This window comes from Rhodonellum psychrophilum GCM71 = DSM 17998 (assembly GCF_000381545.1).
Taxonomy (GTDB): domain Bacteria; phylum Bacteroidota; class Bacteroidia; order Cytophagales; family Cyclobacteriaceae; genus Rhodonellum; species Rhodonellum psychrophilum.
Map to the genome: position 1 here is coordinate 116,692 of NZ_KB906681.1, position 23,881 is coordinate 140,572.

At 43.2% G+C, this 23,881-nt stretch carries 20 protein-coding genes; 16 read left to right on the forward strand and 4 right to left on the reverse strand.

Features of this window, described 5'->3' with window-relative positions:
- Position 1 precedes the first annotated feature (1 nt).
- The 4 genes from F824_RS0114430 (at position 2) to F824_RS0114445 (ending at position 4,715) form a co-directional block, all read left to right on the forward strand.
- Positions 2-1,216, forward strand: a complete 1,215-nt coding sequence (locus F824_RS0114430) for a glycosyltransferase (RefSeq protein WP_081625001.1) — start codon at positions 2-4, stop codon at positions 1,214-1,216.
- A complete protein-coding gene (locus F824_RS0114435; RefSeq protein WP_019598623.1) occupies positions 1,213-2,349 on the forward strand; it encodes a glycosyltransferase family 4 protein in 1,137 nt (378 codons plus the stop codon). The genes F824_RS0114430 and F824_RS0114435 overlap by 4 nt, the downstream gene beginning before the upstream one ends.
- Positions 2,346-3,707 carry an oligosaccharide flippase family protein gene (locus F824_RS0114440; protein WP_019598624.1) on the forward strand — a complete coding sequence of 454 codons (1,362 nt, stop codon included), beginning with the start codon at positions 2,346-2,348 and terminating at the stop codon, positions 3,705-3,707. The genes F824_RS0114435 and F824_RS0114440 overlap by 4 nt, the downstream gene beginning before the upstream one ends.
- Before the next feature lie 72 nt (positions 3,708-3,779).
- Positions 3,780-4,715, forward strand: a complete 936-nt coding sequence (locus tag F824_RS0114445) for a phosphoribosyltransferase (protein WP_019598625.1) — start codon at positions 3,780-3,782, stop codon at positions 4,713-4,715.
- Between the two features lie 496 nt (positions 4,716-5,211).
- On the opposite strand, the gene F824_RS0114450 is transcribed toward F824_RS0114445, so the two are convergent.
- Both F824_RS0114450 and F824_RS0114455 read right to left on the reverse strand, forming a co-directional pair.
- Complete coding sequence (locus F824_RS0114450) at positions 5,212-5,604, reverse strand: DUF3037 domain-containing protein (RefSeq protein ID WP_019598626.1); 393 nt, start codon at positions 5,602-5,604, stop codon at positions 5,212-5,214.
- Positions 5,582-6,376, reverse strand: a complete 795-nt coding sequence (locus F824_RS0114455) for a HipA family kinase (RefSeq protein WP_019598627.1) — start codon at positions 6,374-6,376, stop codon at positions 5,582-5,584. Before F824_RS0114455 ends, F824_RS0114450 begins: the two co-directional genes overlap by 23 nt.
- 445 nt (positions 6,377-6,821) lie before the next feature.
- On the opposite strand from F824_RS0114455, the gene F824_RS0114470 reads away from it, so the two are divergent.
- The 7 genes from F824_RS0114470 to F824_RS0114500 all read left to right on the forward strand — a co-directional run bounded on the left by F824_RS0114470 (position 6,822) and on the right by F824_RS0114500 (position 16,274).
- Complete coding sequence (locus tag F824_RS0114470; RefSeq protein WP_019598630.1) at positions 6,822-7,391, forward strand: peptidylprolyl isomerase; 570 nt, start codon at positions 6,822-6,824, stop codon at positions 7,389-7,391.
- Between the two features lie 86 nt (positions 7,392-7,477).
- The gene (locus F824_RS0114475; RefSeq protein WP_019598631.1) at positions 7,478-8,551 is read left to right on the forward strand and encodes a Gfo/Idh/MocA family protein; all 1,074 of its coding nucleotides are present in this window, start codon (positions 7,478-7,480) and stop codon (positions 8,549-8,551) included.
- 127 nt (positions 8,552-8,678) lie between these two features.
- Positions 8,679-11,957, forward strand: coding sequence for a PAS domain S-box protein (locus F824_RS26875; RefSeq protein ID WP_019598632.1), 3,279 nt, complete (start codon positions 8,679-8,681; stop codon positions 11,955-11,957).
- 64 nt (positions 11,958-12,021) lie between these two features.
- On the forward strand, positions 12,022-14,409 hold the full coding sequence (locus tag F824_RS0114485) for an ATP-binding protein (protein ID WP_019598633.1): 2,388 nt from the start codon (positions 12,022-12,024) through the stop codon (positions 14,407-14,409).
- A gap of 12 nt (positions 14,410-14,421) precedes the next feature.
- On the forward strand, positions 14,422-14,856 hold the full coding sequence (locus tag F824_RS0114490) for a response regulator (RefSeq protein WP_019598634.1): 435 nt from the start codon (positions 14,422-14,424) through the stop codon (positions 14,854-14,856).
- 3 nt (positions 14,857-14,859) lie between these two features.
- Entirely contained in the window at positions 14,860-15,879 is a 1,020-nt protein-coding gene (locus F824_RS0114495) for a response regulator (protein WP_019598635.1), read from the forward strand.
- Positions 15,876-16,274, forward strand: a complete 399-nt coding sequence (locus tag F824_RS0114500; RefSeq protein WP_019598636.1) for a response regulator — start codon at positions 15,876-15,878, stop codon at positions 16,272-16,274. The genes F824_RS0114495 and F824_RS0114500 overlap by 4 nt, the downstream gene beginning before the upstream one ends.
- A gap of 194 nt (positions 16,275-16,468) precedes the next feature.
- On the opposite strand, the gene F824_RS0114505 is transcribed toward F824_RS0114500, so the two are convergent.
- Both F824_RS0114505 and F824_RS0114510 read right to left on the reverse strand, forming a co-directional pair.
- Positions 16,469-17,245 (reverse strand): hypothetical protein, encoded by a 777-nt coding sequence (locus F824_RS0114505; RefSeq protein ID WP_019598637.1) that lies wholly within the window; start codon positions 17,243-17,245, stop codon positions 16,469-16,471.
- Positions 17,246-17,323: 78 nt separating this feature from the next.
- On the reverse strand, positions 17,324-18,196 hold the full coding sequence (locus tag F824_RS0114510) for a helix-turn-helix domain-containing protein (RefSeq protein ID WP_019598638.1): 873 nt from the start codon (positions 18,194-18,196) through the stop codon (positions 17,324-17,326).
- A 110-nt stretch (positions 18,197-18,306) separates the two neighbouring features.
- On the opposite strand from F824_RS0114510, the gene F824_RS0114515 reads away from it, so the two are divergent.
- From F824_RS0114515 to F824_RS0114545, 5 genes are all read left to right on the forward strand, one after another.
- Positions 18,307-19,614: an L-fuconate dehydratase gene (locus F824_RS0114515; protein WP_019598639.1), complete on the forward strand. Its 1,308-nt coding sequence runs from the start codon at positions 18,307-18,309 to the stop codon at positions 19,612-19,614.
- A gap of 138 nt (positions 19,615-19,752) precedes the next feature.
- Positions 19,753-20,511: an SDR family NAD(P)-dependent oxidoreductase gene (locus F824_RS0114525; RefSeq protein ID WP_019598641.1), complete on the forward strand. Its 759-nt coding sequence runs from the start codon at positions 19,753-19,755 to the stop codon at positions 20,509-20,511.
- A 268-nt stretch (positions 20,512-20,779) separates the two neighbouring features.
- Positions 20,780-21,637 carry a fumarylacetoacetate hydrolase family protein gene (locus F824_RS0114530; protein ID WP_019598642.1) on the forward strand — a complete coding sequence of 286 codons (858 nt, stop codon included), beginning with the start codon at positions 20,780-20,782 and terminating at the stop codon, positions 21,635-21,637.
- A 293-nt stretch (positions 21,638-21,930) separates the two neighbouring features.
- The gene (locus tag F824_RS0114540; protein WP_019598644.1) at positions 21,931-22,755 is read left to right on the forward strand and encodes an amidohydrolase family protein; all 825 of its coding nucleotides are present in this window, start codon (positions 21,931-21,933) and stop codon (positions 22,753-22,755) included.
- Between the two features lie 146 nt (positions 22,756-22,901).
- Complete coding sequence (locus tag F824_RS0114545; protein WP_019598645.1) at positions 22,902-23,687, forward strand: L-fucose dehydrogenase; 786 nt, start codon at positions 22,902-22,904, stop codon at positions 23,685-23,687.
- The last annotated feature ends 194 nt before the right edge of the window (positions 23,688-23,881 follow it).

Consider the following 23,881-nt stretch of genomic DNA (forward strand, 5'->3'; position numbering starts at 1 on the left):
TATGAATGAAATCTGGCAAATTTTCACTGCGCTATTCGGTATGGCGGTCTTTATCTTCCTACTGCTTCAAGTGGTGTATCTCCTGATATTTTCTTTGGCAGGTAAATTTTACAAGGAAAAAAAATACCCCCAAAAGCTGCCCCTCAAGAGGTTCGTCCTGTATATTCCCAGCTACAAAGAGGATGGTGTAATCTTGGATACCGCCATGAATGCGTTGGCGTTGGACTACCCTAAAGAATTGGTTCATGTAGTCATCATCGCCGACTCCCTGCAACCTTCCACTCTCATAAAACTCAGGGCAATGCCCTTGCAGGTGGTGGAGGTTTCCTTCGAAAAAAGCACCAAGGCAAAAGCCCTCAATGTCGCCTTGGACCAAACCAAGGAAGTATTTGATTATGCCTTGGTTTTTGATGCCGACAACGTGGCCGCTTCAGATTACCTGTATCGGATGAATGAGGCATTTTCCCAAGGCCATGCCGTCGTCCAGGGGCAGCGGACTGCCAAAAACAAGAATACGCCCATGGCCATCCTTGATGCCATATCGGAAGCCATCAACAACCATATTTTCAGAAAGGGACATCGGGTAATGGGATTGAGTTCTGCGATCATCGGTTCTGCGATGGGTTTGGAATTCAAATTATACAACACGGTCATGCGGGAACTGACTGCCGTCGGTGGTTTCGACAAAGAAATGGAACTTTACCTTCTGAGAAATAAGATCTTGGTAGACTATTGTGAATCGGCCATCGTGTACGATGAAAAAGTGCAGAAAGCAGAGGTTTTTGAAAAACAAAGAAAAAGATGGCTATCCGCCCAAATCAAATATTTGAAGAAACATTTTTTCAATGGATTTTATGAATTGTTCAAAAATGGAAATTTGGATTACTTTGACAAAGTGATCCAAATGGCCATCGTACCGCGGGTCATGCTCATCGGGCTGCTGCCGGTTGCTTTGGGAATCTCCCTGATCCCCGGAGCCGCTCCACAGCCTTTCCTTTGGCTCCTGATCATGGCCATGGGTTATCTTTCTATCCTGATCGCCGTACCCGGGTCGTACTTCAACAAAGATTTGCTCAGCGCTTTGACACTTCTTCCCAAAGGGATTTTGTCATTTGTCTCTGTTATTTTCAAACTTAAGGGAGCCAACGAAACATTTATCCACACCCCTCATGGAACAATCGAGGAAGAAACCAAGAAAACGAAAGATTCAAAATGAGAATAGGCATCGAGGCACAAAGGATCTTCAGAAAGAAAAAACACGGGATGGACATCGTGGCGGTGCAAATGATCAAGGAATTGCAGAAAATCGATAGGGTAAACGAGTATTTCATTTTTGTCAACCCTGATGTAGACACAGCAACCATCAGCGAAAGCGAAAATTTCAAGATCATCCCGCTCAAGAAAAGCCCCTACCCTATCTGGGAACAAAAACACCTCTCGGAAGCGGTCAAAACGTACCGATTGGATTTGCTCCATTGCACCGGAAATACTGCGCCAATCAATACCTCGGTACCCTTGGTCTTGACACTGCATGACATCATCTACCTGGAAAAGACCGATGTTAGATCAGGCTCTTGGTATCAGAGGTTAGGCAATCTGTATAGAAAATGGAATGTGCCAAAGGTGGTGAGAAATAGTGATGCGATTTTTACCGTCTCCGAATTTGAAAAAAAAGTGATTGACAAATACTTCAAATTCGAAAAGGAGAAGGTGAAAGTGATCTACAATGGTGTAGCCCAACATTTTCAGCCTCATTCCATCACCGCCATCACAGACAAAATCAAAGACTACGGCCTACCCAAGAAATATCTGCTTTTTTTAGGAAATACCGCGCCCAAAAAAAACTTGAAAGGCGTACTCTTGGCCCTCAAAAAGCTTGATCAAAAAGGTAAATTAAATATGGATATCGTGATGCCTGACTTTGGGGAAAACGAATTGAATGCACTTTTGGCTAGCATCGATGCGAAATCCATCCGCAACAAAATCCACCTTACCGGCTATATCCCAAACCAGGATTTGCCCTATGTGTATTCCGGTGCTGAAATGTTTCTGTATCCATCCCTACGGGAAAGTTTTGGCTTGCCTATCCTTGAAGCCATGGCCTGTGGCTGTCCGGTCATTACCTCCAACACCTCCTCCATGCCTGAAATAGCTGGAGATGCAGCTGTTTTGGTAGACCCATTCAATCCGGAGGCCATTTGTGAGGCCATCGAAAATCTCCTTCAGGATCAGGTGCTCAGATCCTCCTTGATATCGAAGGGATATGCAAGGGTGCCACTGTTCAGTTTTGAACAAGGAGCAAAGACCATTTTGGATACCTACTCCAAAATTCATGACATGCACAAATGAGCGAGAAAAATTATTGGTTGAGCAGCGGGTTCTTTTCCATGATGCACCGAGGGGTGGATTTTATCGTGGGATTCGTGGGATTCATGATCCTGGTGAGGCTTTTTTCACCTGAGGAATTTGGGGTTTGGGTGCTGTTCATCACCATTGCCGCGATCATCGATATGGCCAGAAATGGATTTCTTCAAAACGGGATGATCAAATTCATCGTCGCAGAAAAAGGCATGGAAAACAGCAAAATCCAGATTTCGGCCTTACAACTCAATGCCGCGCTTACCCTCCTGATCATTCTTTTTATCTGGATGGCCGCGCCTTTTGCCGAAACGCTGTTTGGCGCAAAAGGCCTTGCAGACTTGCTTCAAATCCATGTCTTCTTCCTCCCGTTTCTGATTTTTCACACACACAACCTGATTTTGATGCAGGCAACATTCAACTTCAAATCCTATTTTTTTGCCGGAATCAGCAAGAGTGTACCGTTTTTTGTCTTTATCGCAATCGTTTACCTCTTGGATTATACCCCCAGCCTTATCGAATTGGCATGGTACTACAATCTCTGCTTTATCTTTGCTTTGCTTACTTCCCAATATCAGGTCAAAAACCAGTTTCAGATACTCTGGGGCTGGCACAAGGAATGGTTGGGCAAAATTTTCCATTTTGGGAAATTTGTTTTTGGGACCAACCTGGTTTCCATGCTCACCTCCAGCATGGATAAATTCCTCTTGGGGGCATTGCTTTCTCCCGTACAAGTAGCCATGGCCAACAGTGCCGGTAGGATTGTCAATTTACTAGACATCCCGATCAATTCCATTTCATCGATTTCCTTTCCCAAAGCCTCTGAAGCACATGAAAAAAAGCAGGTGGCTGAAGTCTCGAGGATTTTTGAAATGACCGTGGCGGCAATGTTCAGTTTTAGTATGGCATTTCTTGTGGTCGTGGTTTTTCTGGCCAAATACATTATCCTCTTGGTGGCAGGGGAAAATTACCTCGATGCCGTTCCTTATCTCCAGTTGATTTCCCTTATTGCGATCCTCAAACCCCTGGATCGGCAAACCGGCATTTTCTTGGACGCCATCGGCAAACCCGCCTACAACATGGTCTTGGTATTTGGGACACTGGCTTATGGCATTGCCCTCTCTTGGGTATTTATTCTTCAATTTGGCTTGATCGGCGCTGCTATGGGTGTCTTGGTGGCAATATCCATCACTGTGGTGATCAAAATATACATACTCAATAAATTCCTAAGCATCAGCTACGGCAATATCCTGAAAGAAACCTTCTTCAATTATCCCAAAGCTTTTAAAATAGCGGTGGATCAATTCCAAAAAATCAAAAACAGCCGATCTAATCGGTCCACAAAATAAAATCGAACGCCTGCAATGGAAGGATTGTCAGGATTATCCTTAAATTTCAATCGTTAACGTCATCCAAAACCTATGTACTACAGGAATATTTCAGATTTGAATCAAATCATTCTTAAATCCTTAAGCATTTTGCCCCGTGATTTTGACCTGATCGTAGGGATTCCCCGTAGTGGGATGCTCCCCGCCAATCTGCTTGCATTGTATCTTAATAAACCCTACACAGACCTAAGCTCCTTTATCAACGGGCATATTTACAAGGCCGGTGCACGCGGACAGTTTTATAACATCAAGGATTTCAAAAAAATCCTGATTGTCGATGACAGTGTGGCTTCGGGTTCGGCAATCAAAAAATGTAAGGAAAGTCTGAAGGATATTGGGGACAATTTCACCCTTAGCTTTTGCGCCATCTATGTCATTCCAGGCAAGGAGAATTTAGTGGATTATCATTTTGAGGTCGTTCCACTTCCAAGATATTTCCAGTGGAATGTTCTCAATCATTATTTTTTGGAAAAGTCTTGTTTTGATATCGACGGCGTTCTTTGCGTGGATCCAACCGAAGACCTGAATGATGATGGACCAAAATACATTGATTTTGTACTGAATGCGGCACCTCTTTTCATACCCGAGGTCAAAATAGGGACGATCGTCACTTCCCGACTCGAAAAATACCGTAAGGAGACGGAAACATGGCTGGCGAATAACAATGTGAAATACAATGATTTGGTCATGTTGGACCTGCCAAACAAAGAAGCAAGGCAAAAAGCAAACAACCATGCTGCACACAAAGCCAAAACCTATGCCTCCAGTGGGTATGTCCTCTTTGTTGAAAGCTCATTGAGTCAGGCCATCGAGATCAACAGGATCACGAAAAAACCGGTGTTGTGTACTGAAAATTTCGAGATGATTTTCAACTCCGAATCCGTCATTTATAATCTGAAAAGTGGCAAATACTTCCCCTATCTCCGGAATTTGGCTTTGAAGGTCAGGAATAAAATCCGCAACAGATAAGGGGCGGAGCCTGCCTTTTTTTTGACAGTCTCCGCCCTTGTATCAATTTTAACCCGAGTTCTAAGACAGCGGAAAAGTAACGTAGGGCATCTAACTTGATTAAGTTAGATGGAAATATGCAACAGATTTCCAAATGGGATTGAAACCGAAAGAAAATCAGTCTATTGGGTGAACAATTCCTGACACCAATTGGGTGAAGTCAAAAATAGTCAACACCTAATTGATTATCAGAAAATTAAAATATTAAATGGATTTCGCAATCCATAAAACGGGTTTAATCTGACCAAGATAAACCAAGAAGGCTTCTGTATTGAAAAGAGGATTCTTCCCGAATCCTCTCCTTCCAATGGACAAGATAAATTGACCAACAAAACCGGTAAAGTGGAACCGCTATCGGCATAAGAACCAAATTCAATTGCGCCTTTTCAAATTCGCCTCAAATCAAGTTTTGATGGTTCAAATGAAAAGAATTCTCCTCTGAAACACCAAATCCCGATCAATCCCATTCCCCAACATAAATCCCAAACAAGCGGTCGAGTGTTCCCGGCAAATCGTCTGTCAGCCCAGCATGAGGCCTGGAGGTCTGGATCACAGAACTTCTGACTGCTGTGAGCCAACGAAATCGGGAGGCAAGGTCCATTTGGGCGATGGGGCCACCATCCTCTCCGGCCAGGCAAATCTTCTCGAAAGAGGCCAAATGACAAGCATAAAGGTCAAGGTCCGGGTTTTGTGCAAAGGCATTTAGCTTCGATTCATCTACCTTGATTTTGGTTTGAAGGAATTTTCCTTTTATCGAAGACAGGATCACACCTACATTGATGAATTCCTCTCGTTCTACATCGGGAACCAAGCGGATAACCGCGTACTCATACAAGTGATCTCCTGGCATCTTGGGCTTCTTTTACAAAAATTTGGGAATGATTCAAACGAGTTGTCAAAAATTGCGCATAAATCTGCCGCTGTTCTTCAGGGGATTCTTCTTCTCCTGTCGCCAACAACCAATCGTCCGGCAATGCACCGACGATTTTTTTGATATCTGAAGCTTTCAACTTTTCTCTGAAAACTGCGTCCACCTCTTCCAGACGATCCGCAACAGGCAACAGCACATGATTTTGGATCATGGAAAAAGGTCCGATGGCATGCTTTTCCCAATTTGTCCAAGAGTGGTGAAACAAAAAAGAAGCTCCATGGTCAATCAACCAAAGTTCCCGATTCCAAATCAACAGGTTGGTGTTCCTGAAAGTCCTGTCTACATTTGTAATATAGGCATCCAGCCATACGATCTGTGAAGCCAACAAAGGGTCAATGTTCATCGCAACGGGATCATAGGTCAAAGCACCCTTGAGAAAGTGCATGCCCAAGTTCAATCCCCGGCTGAATTTCAAAAGATCCTGAACCTCCTCATCTCCTTCCGTTCGGCCAAAAGCCTCATCCAGCTGGGCAAAGACCAGTTCCGGCATCTTAAAACCCAGAAATCGGGCGATCTCCCCTCCCAGCAATTCGGCGATCAACGCCTTTTCCCTTTGGCCCGCTCCACGAAATTTCAACACATAGTTGAAGCCATCGTCGGCATCGACCAAGGCGGGCAGGGACCCACCTTCCCGAAGGGGCAAAATATAACGGCGGACATTTACCGTCCTTAGATCAAGTTTTTCTTCCATGTATTTCAGTTTCCAATTCCACTTTCTGGGATCCAACAAAAGTAAAGTTATTATATCTGGACGATATGATGTCAATTCCCAAAGGGATTTGGGGAAATAATCACCTCATCCATTCCTCCGGAAGTAGGCATTGGGTTTGCCTATAGGGGTATAAACTGCAAGAAAATCGGACTATTTGGACGATAAGGCCTAAAGCTAAACCACTATGACAAAGTCAAAAACAGTGAACAATTAGCTGATGATGAATCAATTTCAGGTTGGAATTGAATTGGCAATCCATAACAGGGGTTAAATCCCAGGAACTCACCTTTATCTTTTCATTTTCCCCAAAAAAATCATTTATTGAAACGAATCCGCCAAGAAAAACCAATACATGACCTAGCCTTAGACATTCTTCCAAATTTTTGCTTATTTGGCAACAGTTTTACCAAATATCCCCGTGTCTATGCCATCATTAAAAATTCACTTCGGAAGGATTCGCTCTTGGCTTTCCTTAGCCTTCGTATTCGGAATGATCATGTCGGAGACCTTCGCCCAAAAAGAAGAGCGAAAAATCGCCTTAATCTCCACCTCATTAGGTGACATTCATATCCTGCTGCATGACCAAACGCCAAAGCACCAAGCCAGCTTCATCCAATTGGCAACGGCCGGATATTGGGATTCCTTGACCTTCAACCGGGTCATCCCAAATTTTGTGGCCCAGGCAGGTTGTCCGGATACTGAGGAGGGCTTCAACGATCCCGAATACCTCTTGACCCCGGAATTCCATCCCGATCTCAAACATGGCTATGGTGCCCTCGGTGCAGGAAGAGACGACAATCCGGATAAACTCTCCGCACGTTGCCAATTCTATATCGTCCAAAACAAGGATGGACTCGCCCGGTTGGATGGCGACTATACAGTTTTTGGACAGGTGATCCGGGGCATGGATGTGGTGGATCAAATCGTCGCTGTACAAAGGGACAGCCTCAACCAACCCTTGACTCCGATCAGCATGAAGGTCTCGATTCAATAAAAAAATTCCTTCATAAATAGATCCTTTATTGATTTAAAACCCGGTATTTAAACATTTTTTATTGCTCCATTCTTTAATCCAAAAAAATGAATAAACCCCTTAGAATCCTAGTGGTCGGTTGTGGCAATATGGGCGCTTCCCATGCCTTCGCCTATCATCAGATGCCGGAATTCGACATCTGCGGTTTGGTTTCCCGTGGCAAAAGCAAAGAAACACTGAACAAAAAGTTGGGCAGCAAATATCCTTTGTTCGCGGATTTCGACATCGCCATGGATCAGACCCAGCCTGATGCGGTTTGCATTTCGACCTATCCGGACACCCATGAAGCTTTTGCCATTAAGGCGCTTGAAAGCGGCTGTCATGTTTTTATCGAGAAGCCTTTAGCCGACACCGTTGCCGGAACAGAAAAAATCATTGCGGCTGCCAAAATAGCAAAGAAAAAAGTGGTGGTCGGTTACATTCTTCGACACCATCCCTCTTGGGAAAGGTTTGTATTGGAAGCGCAAAAAATGGGAAAGCCTTTGGTCATGCGGATGAATCTCAACCAGCAAAGTCAGGGGTACATGTGGGATGTCCATCGCAATTTGATGAAAAGCCTCAGTCCGATCGTGGACTGCGGGGTCCATTACATTGACATCATGTGCCAAATGACAAGATCAAAGCCGGTTTCTGTTTCCGCCATCGGAGCAAGGTTGACGGAGGATATCCCTGAAGGGAACTACAATTACGGCCAATTGCAGATCCGATTTGAAGACGGATCGGTAGGCTGGTATGAGGCCGGTTGGGGGCCGATGGTTTCGGACAATGCCTTCTTCATCAAGGATGTTTTTGGGCCGAAGGGTGCTGTATCGATCGTGGCCCGAAAAGCAGGGGAAATGGGCAAATCCGACCATGTGGATGCGCACACCAAAACCGAAAGCATCAAAATCCATCACGCAGACATAGATGCGCAAAACAATTTCACCCATAAAGACCAATGGATTGATCTGAGCGATGAACCCGATCATCAGGAGCTTTGCAATCGGGAGCAAAGGTATTTTTTAAAGGCCATTCAGGAAGACATTGGCCTGAGCGATCACCTGGAAGATGCCCTGAACAGTATGCGGATTGCAGTGGCCTGCGATGCATCGGTAAAATCCGGAAATACCATCTTCCTATGACTTGATTGTTGATTTTTCTTCAATGGATCTCGGGATAAAAAACATTGAAATTTTTGGTATTTATAAGGTTTATTGTTGATTAAAATGTAGCTTGAACCACCCACTTTTAAAAAAGCAAGACTTCCAAATGGAAAAATCACCCCACCAAACAGTGGAAATTTCTCAAAAACAAAAAAAACCGATTGACATATTGAAAAACGATTTTCACATAAAAAAGCAGACAACCCAATCGGAAGAATTCATTGAACCTTTGTCGGGTTTCTCACTTTTGCAAACTCAATCTCTTTTGTTTTCTGTATTGAATGGATCCAACTCCGGAATCTCCATTACGGACGACAAAGGCGTTTTTATATTTGTCAACGAAGAATTTTGTCGCATCCTTGGATGTTCGCGATCGGAATTATTGGGGAAAAACTTTATCAATTGTATTCCTGAAGCCTTCCAAAAACAAGCTCTTGCCGATCATCAGGATTTCATCAAAACCGGCATCGAAAAGCCCGTCTTCTGGCAGACCACCAGAAAAGACGGTGCGCATATCGATTTGTCGGAGACGGTTCAGTTGCTGGTGCAACCTGATGGTCAGCGGCTCAAAATGTCCACGATCACGGACTTGACTGAAAAAAATAAGGCGGAAGAGACCATTTTTCGGGAGAGAAATTTGCTCAGAACCCTCATCGACATCATCCCTGATAATATTTTTGTCAAGGACAGGGATTCCCGCCATTTGATCAACAACAAAGCCAACTTGGAACTGATCGGTGCAAAATCCGAAAAAGATACGATAGGCAAAACGATCGCTGAGTTTGTGAATGCAGCGGATGCTCAAAAATTCCTTGAGGACGATCGAAAGGTAATTGAATCCGAAATAGGCCTCTTTAACCAGGAAGAAACCATTCTCAACAAAAATGGAAGCCTAAAAACCCTCTTGACTACCAAAATCCCCTTACGGGACAAATCAGGTTGGGTGATCGGATTGGTTGGAATAAGCAGAGACATCAGCGTCATTAAAAAAAGGGAGCAGGAATTGAAATTGATGGAATCGGTCATCACCAATTCCACTGACTCAGTCATCATTACGGAATCCAATCTCCTAGATGCCCCCGGGCCAAAAATCATTTATGTAAACAATGCCTTTACAAGGCTAACAGGTTATGGCTCTGAAGAGGTCATGGGTAGAAACCCAAGATTTTTGCAAGGACCCAATTCTGATTTTTCCGCTCTGGGGCTTTTGGGAGTAGCTTTGAGAAGAAAAGAACCTTTTGAAATTGAAACGATCAACTATAAAAAAGGCGGAGAGGAATTTTGGGTCAACATATCAGTAACTCCCCTAAAGGACGAAGGTGGGACACTTACCCATTTTTTAGCCATCCAAAGGGACATCACCGAAAGGAAATTAAGCGAAGCTGCCCTCATCGCCAAAACAAAATTATTAAAAGGCATTGCAGTGGTCATCGAAACCTTGATGGATTTTGACGACTGGGAGAAGGCGGTTTCCAATTGCCTGAAAATCATGGGTGAAACTGTGGACGCCGATCGTGCTTATTTTATCAAAAACTACCGGGATCCCCTGACCAATCGCCTGATGGCAAATCAGGAATTGGAATGGACCAACGGCAAGGTTTCGATACAAATCGACAACCCCCATTACAAAGCGATTGAATTGGAGGAGCATCCCCTATTTTTAGAGGCTATCAATCACAAAAAGCCTTTTGCATACTTAACCAAGGATCTGGATGATCCCACCAAAAAGATTTTGGAAGAACAGGACATCCTTTCCACATTGCAGGTGCCGATTTTCATTGAGAATGATTTTTATGGCTATATCGGCTTTGATGATTGTACAAAGGGAAGAATTTGGAATGCAGACGAAATCTCCTTCCTTCAATCTCTGACCACCAATCTAGCGGTCGCCATGGAAAGAAAGGACAATTTGGACACCATCAAACGAAATCTGCAAGAGAAAAACACCATTTTGGAATCCATCGGAGATGCTTTTTTTGCCGTGAACAAAAAAGGGGAAGTGACCTACATGAACCATACTTCCAGAAAATTGCTGAAGTTGGAAAAGGAGGAGATTTTGGGAGCAAATCTTTGGGAAACCTACAGGGACTTAAAAGAATCAGCTTTTTATTCCAATTACCATAAGGCAATAAAAACCATGAAACCTGTTCACTTTGATGAATACAATCCCGCTTTGGATATTTGGTTTGGGGTGAGTGCTTTCCCCTCTTCAAGTGGGCTATCGGTATATTTCAGGGACATCACGGAAAAAAGAAGAAAAGAAGAAGAAATCGCGATTTACAACCAGAGGTTTGAAAAATTATCCAAAGCCACCAATGATGCCATTTGGGACTGGGACATCCCTTCCAACGCACTGTTTTGGGGCGAAGGATTTAAAATTCTTTTTGGATTTGATATAATAAATGAAAAGCCAACCTGGGAGAAATGGGAAAAGCAATTGCATGAAATCGACCACCAGAAAGTCATTGGAAACCTCGCCCGGGTTTTTGGAGATCCCAAAGAGCATTACTTTGAAAATGAATACCGACTGCAGAAATCAGATGGGAGTTATGCGTATGTTATTGACCGGGGGTCTATAATTAGGAATTCCAAAGGGAAGCCTGTCAGAATGATCGGTGCCATCCAGGACATTACCCACCGGAAGGAATATGAAGGTTCCCTTCAGAACCTCAATACCGAACTGCTGAAAAGCAACAAAGACCTTTCCATTTCTAATCAAGAGTTGGAGCAATTTGCCTATGTCGCATCCCATGATTTGCAAGAGCCCTTAAGAATGATCACCAGTTTCCTCACCCAGATCGAGCGAAAATATGGGGCTATCCTTGATGAAAAAGGTAAAAAATACATTCATTTTGCTGTAGATGGTGCACAAAGGATGCGCGAAATCATTCTGGAACTTTTGGAATTTTCCAGGGTGGGAAGACCGGACGGTGCAAAAGAACCAATAGACACTACCCTACTCATACAGGAGGTTTTGCTTTACAACCGAAAGCTCATTACGGGAAAAAAAGCTAAGATTGTATTTTCGAATCTTCCAGAAATTTATGGCTTCAAAAACCCTCTCCAATTGCTGTTTCAAAACCTGATTACCAATGCGGTCAAATATCAAAAGGAAGGTCAAAAACCCCTAATTACCATCGAAGGTAAAGAAATGGAAACACATTGGGAGTTTAGCGTCCAAGACAATGGGATAGGGATCAATGCAGAATACTTTGACAAAATCTTCATTATTTTCCAAAGGCTTCACCAAAAAGATGAATACTCTGGTTCTGGCATGGGGCTCGCTATCTGCAAAAAAATTATTGAAAACCATAATGGAAAGATCTGGGTCAGCTCTGTTGAAGGCGAAGGAAGTTCCTTTCATTTTACCTTGGGAAAACAATGATTCCCGATCGATTTTGGATGCTGCAAATGAATGCGTTTTAATTTTCCAGTAAAAAGAATGAGGAATGTCTACAAGATTTAAGATCAAGTTCCCACCGGCCTTATTGGGAGGAATGGTTTTTATGTCAGTTTTGATCCTGACGCAGTATTTTTCTTACATGCAGTTTGAGACCCAAATCGCCTTCGAAAAACAATTGGCCAAAGACCAAGCCATCCTGATCCAAAAGCAAATTTCCTCAAGCCTGAATTACAGCCAATCTGCCACCAAAATCCTTGCCTTCCTTGAAGAAAACATTGGGATTGGCGATAATTTCGATTCCATTGCCAAGGATATCCTGACACAAACAGAAGGGATTGATGCCTTGCAATTGGTGGAAGGTGGCGTGATCAAATATGTTTATCCCCTTAATGGAAACGAACCAGTGATTGGATATGATATTCTTGAACAGAAAAAACTAATCAAAGAGGCCCTCATAGCAAAAGAAATTAAAACCCTCTATTTTGCAGGCCCCTTTGAGTTGAAACAAGGAGGCATTGGAATCGTAGGCAGACAGCCAATCTTCAAGAGTGGAGAATTCTGGGGATTTGCAGCAGTGATAATCCATTTGGATACTTTTTTGAAACAGGCGGGAATCGACAAGACAGCCGATAATCCATTTTACATCGGGCTTTCCAAAATCAATCCGGAAACCAATATCGAAGAATACTTTTTCAACAGCAGCCAAGAATCCTATGAAGGTGGAATCGTAAACCTCAATCTGCCCGAAGGAGATTGGAATTTAATTGTCCAATTGAAAAAATCCACAGCCTTCAGAGACATCCTACCGCTTATCGGATTAAGAATGATTTTATCCTGTTTTTTGGGATATATCGTCTTTAACCTCGCCAAACAACCCGAAGTACTCGGCAAAAAAGTAGACGAACAATCCAAACAATTAAAGGAAAGTATCGAAAGATTTCAATTTGCGACCAAAGCTACCTCTGACGCCATTTGGGACAGGGATTTTACTACGAACAAGGTTTACAGATCTGAAACTTTCAGCAAGCTTTTTGGGCATGAAGTCAATGAATTGACTTCCAATGATGCATTCTGGCAAGCACATATTCATCCCGAAGATCTTGAATGGGTAAACTCCAAAATGAATGGGTTTCTTTCAGGAACCACGGAATATTGGGAGCTGGAATTTCGGTTCCGTAAAAAAAATGGTGAGTATGCTTTTGTGGTGGATAAGGGACTCATTATCAGGAATGAAAAGGGCGAACCCATCAGGGTGACGGGAGCAACTCAAGACATCACTTCCCGGAAAACATCTGAGCAAGCGCTGGAAAAAGAAAAGGAATTCCTCCGGTATATGATGGAAAATCTTTCCGAAGGGATCATTGCAGCTGATGAAAAAGGGGATTTAATACTGTTCAACAAAGCTGCCAGAAATCTCCATGGCCTTGGCGAGGAAGAAATTTTGACAGAAAACTGGAGCAACCATTACCGCCTCTATCATCCTGATGGTAAAAGGCTCCTGAAAACAGAAGAGATAGTCTTATTCAAAGCATTGAATGGGGAGAAGATAAAAGACCAGGAAATGATGATCGCTCCAAAAAACCTTCCCAAACGGATCGTGCTTTGTTCGGGAGAAGAGATCAAAACGACAGATGGGCGAAAATTGGGCGCTGTAGTGGTCATGAAAGACATTACTGATTCCAGAGCCTCCGAAAAAGCACTGTATCAGATGAGCGATCAACTCATCAAAAGGGCAAAGGCATTGGAATCTTCAAATGCCGAATTGGAGCAATTCGCCTATGTAGCTTCCCATGATTTACAGGAGCCTTTGCGGATGATTTCAAGTTTTCTGAGCATTTTGGAGAAAAAATACCATCCTATTTTGGATGAAAAAGGCAAGAAATACATTCACTTTGCCGTAGATGGTGCCCAAAGAATGAGAAAAATTATCTTGGATCTCTTGGAGTACAGTAGGGCCGGGAATGTGGGAAACAAAGAAGTGATTGATACCAAATTGATGGTAGAAGATATTTTGCTTTTGGAAAGACGTTTGATTTCACAATCAAATGCAACAATCAAGATCAGCAATTTGCCGAAGATAAATGCTTCAAAGGCACCCCTTCAGCAACTCTTTCAGAATCTGATTGAAAATGCATTGAAATACAAGCGGGAAATGGAATCGACTGAAATCAGCATTCATGGTACGGAGGACAGAACCCATTGGATTTTCAGCGTAACGGACAATGGATTGGGCATTAAAAAAGAGTTTAAGGAAAAAATCTTCACCATTTTTCACCGCCTTCACCAAAAGGAGGAGATTCAGGGCTCAGGGATTGGTTTGGCCATTTGCAAAAAAATCGTAGAAAACCACGGTGGAAAAATTTGGGTAGAATCTGAGGAGGGAAAAGGAAGCAGTTTTTATTTTAATATCGCAAAAAATATTGAAACTATTTAAGTATTATTGGGTATGAAACAGGTTCAAATATTATTGGTGGAGGACAATGAAGGAGATATCTTGTTGACGATGGAGGCGTTGGAAGAGGCAAAAATCATCAATAAAATCAGTGTGGTAAGGGATGGAAAAAAAGCCATGGAATTTTTGATGAAAGAAGGGGAATACAAAAACGAAACCACGCCTGATCTTATTCTATTGGACATCAATCTTCCTAGGAAAAATGGGCATGAGGTCTTGAAATTTATCAAGCAGGAGGAATCTCTCAAGCAAATCCCTGTGATCATGTTGACGACTTCCTCTTCTGAAAATGACATTCTTTCCTCCTATAAAAATTATGCGAATTGTTTCATCACCAAACCCGTAGACATGGATGACTTCATAAAAGTGGTCACTGAAATTGAAAGTTTTTTCGTGAGTATCGTGAGGCTTCCCCCCAATAAAAATTAGCGTATGTTTAGAGATAGCAGGAGTTATACCATTTTGGTCATCGATGACAACAGTGGAGATAGATTGTTGATTGAAACCTATTTGGAGGAAGCGATAAAGGCCCCAAAAATAGTGGAAGCCAAAAATTTTGCGGAAGCCAATCTAATTTTGACCCAATCGCCCAAATACTTCGATACGGTCTTACTGGATCTTTCCCTTCCTGACAAGAGCGGTGAAAATTTGATCATGGAGATTTTAAGAATCGCAGCAAACATCCCCGTAATCGTTTTGACAGGCTATTCGGACATGGCATTTGGGAGAAAGTCTCTCTCTTTGGGGATTTCCGATTATTTATTGAAGGATGATCTGAATGCCACCAACCTATTCAAAAGCATTATTTATGGAATAGAGCGAAATGCCGCATCCCAAAGGATTTATGATTCTGAAAAACGCTACAAGGAATTGTTCCATTTGAGCCCCATTCCGATGTGGGTTTATGAGATGGGTAATTTGGGCTTTTTGGATGTGAACCAGGCCGCCATCAAGCATTATGGCTATTCAAAAGAAGAATTTTTGTCCATGACCATCCGCGACATCAGACAAAAGGAAGAAAACAACTTTTTGGACAATGCGATAGAAACCTCTACTTCAGATGGTGAAATCAACCACCTTGGTATCTTCAGGCACCTTAAGAAAAATCAGGAAATAATCGATGTAGAAATCAGCTCAAACATATTGGATTTCAATGGATTGAAGGCAAAACTGGTCCTTGCCAACGATGTCACCCAAAGAAGACGCTATATTGAGGCCATCGAAGAGCAAAACGTCAAGTTAAAGGAAATCAGCTGGATTCAATCCCATGTCGTTCGGGCTCCATTGGCCAGGATGATGGGACTCATCAATATGCTTACAGAGGACGATGATTTTTCGGATTCGGAAAAAAAGATCTTCATCAACCACATCATCGAATCAGGCCATGAACTGGACAAGATCATTCGGAATATCTCCAATAAAACAGAAAACATCAATATCCCCGAAAAATGAAATATGAAGTTTTGATCATTGATGATGAGGATTTGATTCTAACATTAGTCAGGAAGCTTATAATCAAAAGCAAAATCCACCCATCCCCTTTGCTGTTTACAACTGTAAATGAAGCATTGGAATACATCCAAGTGGAAAAAACCCAAGACCTTTGCTCACTGGTCTTACTGGATATTCACCTGCCTGATTTTAATGCCTGGGATTTTCTGACTGCCTTGGAAAATTTTCATCCCCACTCCCCCATTTACGTCGTGATGATCACATCTTCCATCAATCTCTCAGACAGGAAAAAAGCGGAAAAATTCCGACAAGTGATCGGATATTTGGAAAAACCACTGTTGTTGGCAGATATGGAATCCATAAAGCAACTGGAACCTCTGTCAAAATTTTTTTAACCCGTGTTATGTCGGGTTTTTACCCATGTTAAGCATTAACATTTTATAACAGCCTGAAATTGCTTCACAAGCAGTTCATTGTCCCCTGGTTTTGTCCCATATCGGTGAGACGGCTTATTCTCTCAATAGTCTGATTTTTTTGCAGTGTCAATCCCACTGGGAAAAAGAATGCATGTTTCGGGTTCAATTGTGCTTCAATTTGCAGGTTCAAATACTCCTTGCGAAACAGTAGCAGGAGGATTGATATCAAAGGGCTCTGAGGAAGACTGTGGAACGGGCGCATTGGAAAACAGTCTAAGATCCAAATTGTCGATTTCATTCACATTCAAGATTTTTACGCTGACAATAGGAAGATCCGAAGAAGATCCGCCGGTCCTTGCCCTTACATCCACTACCTCGAGAGCAACCATTCCCAGGTTTGCTCCTTTGAGATTCCCCTCGAGTGGCGAGTAATTGATGCTGATATCACTATCATAAACCACCGCCAATACTTTTTGCCCGATAAGCATTTTCAATCCAGTTGCCCTAAGTGGCGTAACATCGGGGATTTCATCCAAATGGATTTCTCGGTCATCATCCACGTTTGGCGCTCCCAATCCTGGACCAGGAGTCAGATAATTCCTGGCACCATTGTTCGTTGGTCCTGCATTTCTCCATCTATTGGGGATATTTTTCAAAGCAAACCAACCCTCATCTCCTACCTGTCCAGTGAAGAGATCAATGGTATTCCCAAGATTGTCCTGAAAATACTTTAATGGGGTACGCAAGCCAACTGTTGCCAGCTGATCATTGACATCCACCTCAGTGAAATTGTTGGGTTCATTTCCATTGTCGATGCTGTCCTCATCGATCACCAAGAGTACTGCATAACCTTCTCCTGGATTGATGGTGTCATTTTCAGTATCTGATAGACATGATCCTAAGATCATGACGATCAGTAGGTTGAAAAATAAAATTCCTTTGGTTTTCATGATGCTTGGCCATTATTGGTGTGAAAAATAAAATGGATTCAAATGGAAAAAAAATTTACCAATAAATGTGCCAAGAATTCAATTGTGCTTCTGGTGTTTTTGTAAATAAGCACTTGGAGAGAGCCCCAGAATATTTCTAAACTGTCTGTTGAAATTGGAAAGGTTGTTAAATCCTGATTCATAACCCACTTCCGAAATATTCAGCTTCTGTTCCAAAAGCAATTTACATGCATATCCGATTCGGATTTCATTCAGGAATTTCGAATAATTTTTCTTGGTGGCTTTCTTGAAAAACCTGCAAAATGCGGTGGGGTTGAGGTTCGAAATATCGGCCACCTCCTCTAAGGTGATGTTTTTCCGAAAATTGTTGAAGGTATAGGAATAAACCCTGTCGATTCTGGTATCACCCAAATTTTCGCCGGGATTGATAAATCCTTTGGTGCTCAAAAGGGAGTACTCGCTTTCTTCCACCAACATTTGTAAAAGTTCTAGAAACAGCTTTAGCCGAATAAAACCGGATTCACGGTGGATACCAAGCATCAACTCCCTTGCGGATTCCGCAACCTTGGGAGAAAACACGATCCCCTGCCCTGCCCGTTGAAAAAGCTCCGCGATTTCCTTCATCTCAGGAATCTCCAAAAATTCCTTTCCAGCAAATTCTTTTTTGAAATGGATGGTGATCGCCTCGGCTTTCAATTCACTTCCCTTTTCAAAATAGGCCTGATCATTTTGCCAAAGATGCGGCAAGTCTTCTCCGATCAATACCAGTTCACCAGGGGAAAAAGGTTGGATGCTATCCCCGATAAACCGGGTCCCAGAGCTTTTGCTAATATACACCAGCTCCATTTCGGGATGGTAATGCCAGATGTCCAGAAAATACGGAAATGAATGGATAACCGAAGTAAAGGATTTGTCAAATGGGTTTCTTCTCTCTAATAATTTGGCCTTCATTCCCTAAATTTTAGCTAATTTTTTTAAAAAGAAAACATAAAAGATAAAATAATATGTAAATCGAATAATAAGAAGGTAGTAATTGAAAAGCATATTTGACAATTTGCAAGATGAGCATATGTATTACCCACCACACCGTCAAAGACATACGGTTTCCCACCAGCCTTGAAAAGCATGGGTCAGATGCCATGAACACTGATCCCGATTATTCGGCAGCTTATATCATATTGTACACCGATCATCCCGGTCTTGAAGGTCATGGCTTGACATTCACCATTGGCCGGGGAAATGAAATCTGCTGTGCTGCCCTGGAGGCCATGGTGCATCAGGTCATCGGCAAAAAACTGGAAGACATCGTTTCTGAATTCGGGAAATTCTGGAAACAACTGACCGGTGACAGCCAAATCCGATGGCTGGGACCTGAAAAAGGGGTCGTACACTTGGCCGCCGGTGCTTTGGTCAATGCAGTTTGGGACCTCTATGCAAAGTCAGAGAGAAAACCCCTCTGGAAATTATTGGCAGACATGTCTCCCGAGCAAATGGTCAAATGCATCGATTTTAGTTATATCACAGATGTAATGCCGCCCGAAACTGCCTTGAAGATCCTTAAGGCCCAAGAAAAAACAAAAAAGGAAAGGATTCGGTACTTGGAAGAAAATGGATATCCGGCCTACACCACTTCCACGGGTTGGCTGGGCTATTCGGACGAAAAAATCAGAATGCTCTGCAAAGAAGCGGTACAGGAAGGTTGGACCCATTTCAAAATGAAAGTGGGCGCTGACCTTCAGGATGACCTCCGAAGAGCAGCCATCATCCGAAAAGAAATCGGCCCCGAAAGGCAGTTGATGATGGATGCCAACCAAAAGTGGGAAATCCAGGAAAGCATAGACAACATGAAAGAACTGGCACGTTTCAATCCCTTATGGATCGAAGAACCCACAAGTCCAGACGATATTCTCGGGCATGCCACCATCGCCCGTGCCGTGGCCCCCATAAAAGTGGCCACTGGGGAACATTGCCAAAACAGGGTTGTCTTCAAGCAACTGATGCAGGCGAATGCATTGGGGATTTGCCAAATCGATAGTTGCCGTGTCGGGGGTGTGAATGAAAACCTGGCCATCATGCTGATGGCACACAAATTCGGGATTCCTGTTTGCCCGCATGCAGGTGGCGTAGGCTTATGTGAATATGTCCAACACCTTTCCATGGTGGATTTTGTGTGCATCAGCGGAAGCATGGAAGGAAGAGTGATCGAATATGTGGATCACCTCCACGAACATTTCATCGATCCTGTGGTGATCCAAAAAGGAAGGTACATGACGCCAACTTTACCCGGCTACAGCATTGAAATGAAAAAGACCTCTTTGGAAGAATATGATTTTGATACAGGACCGGTTTGGAAGACCGCCAAGAAATGATGAATTTTAATCTACAGAGAAAATCAAAGCCTCAAGGAAAAATCGTGTGACTATTCCCCATCTGTTTTAAAATGCAAGCTTGGAAATAAGTCATTCGGTCCAACCGGAAAAAACCTTACCCAAAAATAGTCCTTCAACATGACAAAAAAATCAATCCTCGTGACCGGGGGAGCCAGTGGAATCGGCTTGGCCATCACCACCCGTTTCGCAGAAAACCACCACCAAGTTTACTTTATCGATTACAATACAGGTATCGGTTTGGCTGTTGAGGAGCAATTTAAATCCAAGGGTCAAAATGTGGTTTTTATACAGGGGGATGTATCTGATTCCGAACAGATGCAGGAAGTCATTTCAAAAATCCCCGGTAAAATAGACGTATTGGTCAACAATGCCGGAATCTCCCATATAGGCTCCATTGAAAAGACCTCGGAGGAAGACTTTGACCGCCTGTATAAAGTCAATGTCAAAGGCGTCTTCAACTGTACGGCTGCGGCAATCCCAAAACTGAGGGAAAACGGTGGTGGAGCCATCATCAATATGTGTTCTGTTGCCGCGACGATGGGTTTGCAAGACCGCTTTGCCTATTCCATGACCAAGGGCGCGGTGCTTTCCATGACCTTGTCCATTGCAAGGGATTATGTGGACCAAGGCATCCGCTGCAACTGCATCTCTCCAGGCAGAGTCCATACACCGTTTGTGGATGGATTTTTAGCAAAAAACTATCCGGGAAAAGAATCCGAAATGTTTGAAAAACTTGCCGCAAGCCAACCGATCGGAAGGATGGGGCAACCAGCCGAAATCGCAGCCTTGGTCTATTACCTTGCCTCCGACGAAGCTTCTTTCATTACCGGAAGCAATTTTCCGATTGATGGGGGATTTCTGGGATTGAAAATGTAAGTGTGAAAATGAGGTCACAGGGATATTAAGAGGAAGGAAGCATCCGCGGATTTCGAAAAAGATAAATTTTTGGAGAGCTTCTGAATCAAAAACAAGCCTTTGGGAAGAGATTTGAGACAGCGCCAAACAAATCATTCAGGGTTTTATCAATCAATATTCAAGTCTGAATCCAGTCCAATATCGACTTTATTCCCCAATCACTGCCTCTTTTTTCAACCTTAATTGTACAATATTTCTAATCAAAAAATTAACTTATCCATATAAAAACATGAAACTAATTAGATTCGGAGCGTTTGGAAAAGAACAGCCTGGTATTGAAACCCCAGACGGAAAATGGTTGGATTGCAGTCCTTTTGGTGAGGATTGGTCCGAGGAATTTTTTGGGGAAAATGGTCTGGAAAGACTTCAATCTTGGCTTGTATCAGAAATAGATAACTTAAAAGAAATCAGCAAAAAAACCAGATTAGGATCTCCGATCAAAAGGCCATCCAAAATCATCTGCGTGGGGCTGAATTATTCCCTCCATGCCAAAGAAAGCGGGATGGCTGTTCCCGAGATCCCCATCATCTTCATGAAAGCAAGCTCCTCTCTTTGCGGCCCTTTTGACGAAGTGGTCATTCCAAAAAACTCCCAAAAAACCGACTGGGAAGTGGAACTTGCCGTGGTCATCGGCAAGAAGGCAAATTACGTGAGCAAGGAAGAGGCCATGGAATACGTTGCCGGCTATTGTGTCCACAACGATGTCAGTGAAAGGGATTTTCAACTCCATCACGGAGGACAGTGGGTAAAAGGAAAAAGTGCGGATACCTTCGCACCCCTTGGCCCCTATTTGGTCACCAAGGATGAAATCAAAGATCCACATAAGCTTAGACTTTGGCTAACCGTAAATGGGGAATCGCTTCAGGACAGCAATACGGCTGATTTGGTTTTTGACATCCCCACCCTGGTTTCCCATATCAGCCAATACATGAGTTTACTTCCCGGGGATGTGATCTCCACCGGAACACCCTCCGGCGTCGGCATGGGCTTAAAACCACCAAGGTATCTGAAAGAAGGAGACATCGTGGAATTGGGAATCGAAGGCTTGGGAGTAGCCAAGCAAAAAGCCGTTAATTACAAAGCCTGATCTCAAATAGACAAGGGGAAATTTGTGAGTAAAAAGTCAAATTGAGCATTGGGACAATTCAACCCGAAAGATGCAATCAGTTTCCGAATAGGGTTGAAACTGCGAAAAAAACAGACTGATTGGAGAAAAGGGAGAATCCTGATGGAAAAATAGAAATTCTGGAAAAATGAAATTGCCAAAATGAATAAGGCATTTCATTCTTCCATTTTCCCAACTTCTTCCCTACCCTTTTCTCTATCCTTTCTCTACCTTTTCTCTACCCCTTTCACTACCTATATTCCAATCGGGAAATCATGAAAATCGACGCCCATCAGCATTTCTGGAAATACGATCCGATACGGGATGCGTGGATCGACGACAAGATGAATGCCATCCAAAGAGACTTTATGCCCGAGGACCTTCAACCAGAATTGGAAAATAATGGTCTGGCAGGATGCATTGCTGTTCAGGCAACCGAATCGAAGGCAGAAACCAGGTTCCTATTGGATTTGGCAGAGAGGCATAGTTGGGTCAAAAAAGTTGTGGGCTGGATTGACTTGCGCTCAAGCAAAATAGAGATTGAACTTGAAGCGTATTCGCCTGAGGTGAAATTGGCGGGTTTCCGTAAAATCCTCCAAAGCCTTCCCCCCGAAGAAATGGAGGATAGGGCATTGCTTAAGGGAATTGGACATTTGGAGAAATATGGATACACCTACGATATTCTGATTTATCCAAAGCATTTGGAAGCGGCCTATCATTTGGTCAAGAAATTTCCCAATCAAGCGTTTGTCTTGGATCATTTGGCAAAACCGGACATCAAAAATGGGGAATTCAAAATTTGGAACAAGGGAATCAAACAGTTGGCAAGTTTGCCAAATGTCAGTTGCAAGGTTTCGGGAATGGTTACCGAAGCCGATTGGGAGAATTGGCAGAAGGAGGATTTCAAGCCTTATCTCGATGCCGTCGCGGAATCTTTTGGAGTTGAAAGAATGATGTACGGATCGGATTGGCCGGTTTGTCTATTGGCGGGAAGCTATACTCAAGTACACGACTTGGCGATGGATTATTTCCAGAAATTCAGCCCTGCGGAACAACAAATGGTTTTTGGGGAAAATGCCTGCCGGTTTTATGGGGTTTAGAAAGGAAAGATAAGGAATCGCATAAATAGACACTGGAAAAGACAGCATGCAGGATTCCATTCGTTTGAAATATGGAGTGCTTCCATGATTGCACCATTGGACAAAAAACTGTTTAAATTAACATCAAAATAAAATTTTTAAACCAAATGAACCTACATCTAGAAAAAAAAGTCTATCTGATCAGCGGAGGTGCCAAAGGAATTGGTGCAGCCATCACGCGAACATTGGCGAAAGAAGGGGCATTTCCAGTCATTATCGATCCATCAGAAGAAGAAGGGCAAGCGTTGGTGCTTGAACTTCAGTCAATGGGTCTAAAGTCCCTCCACATCTGCCAGCGACTCACAGACGCGGAGACCTGTCAATCCGTTGTAAACGAAGCGATTGATTACTTTGGGAGAATTGACGGTGTGGTCAACAATGCCGGAGCCAATGATGGCGTGGGTTTGGAAAAAGGTACACCAAAGGCTTTTTTGGAATCAGTCGAAAAAAATCTGCTACATTATTATGCATTGGTCCACTATGCTCTACCTGAATTGATCAAATCCAAAGGAAGCATTGTCAATATCAGTAGCAAAACTGCCATTACTGGCCAAGGAAATACATCGGGCTATACTGCCGCCAAAGGTGCCCAACTCTCCCTGACCCGGGAATGGGCAGTGGAATTGTTGCCCTACGGCATCAGGGTCAATGCAGTGGTCCCCGCAGAGGTGTTGACCCCACTTTATCAAAACTGGTTGAATACTTTCGAGGATCCCAACCAAAAACTGGACGACATCCAAAGAAAAATACCACTCGGGCGCAGGATGACCACCGCACAGGAAATTGCGGACACGGTTGTCTTTCTGCTTTCAGACCGAACTTCCCATGTCACAGGTCAGCACCTCTTTGTGGATGGGGGGTATACGCATTTGGATCGGGCGATAGAAGGGTAGATTTGGTCCTTCAGAAGGAGGTAGATTTGGTTCCGTTTAGGTGTCCAAATTGGAGAAGCCTGCGGCGTAGATTCCCTTCGTTCCTTCGGGGTAGATGCCTTCGGCGTAGAAAGGGTTCTGCTTCAGTTGATGGATTGAATTGGGGATTCGATTCGCAAAAACATTCAAACAAAAAAATTGAATTGCATAACTTA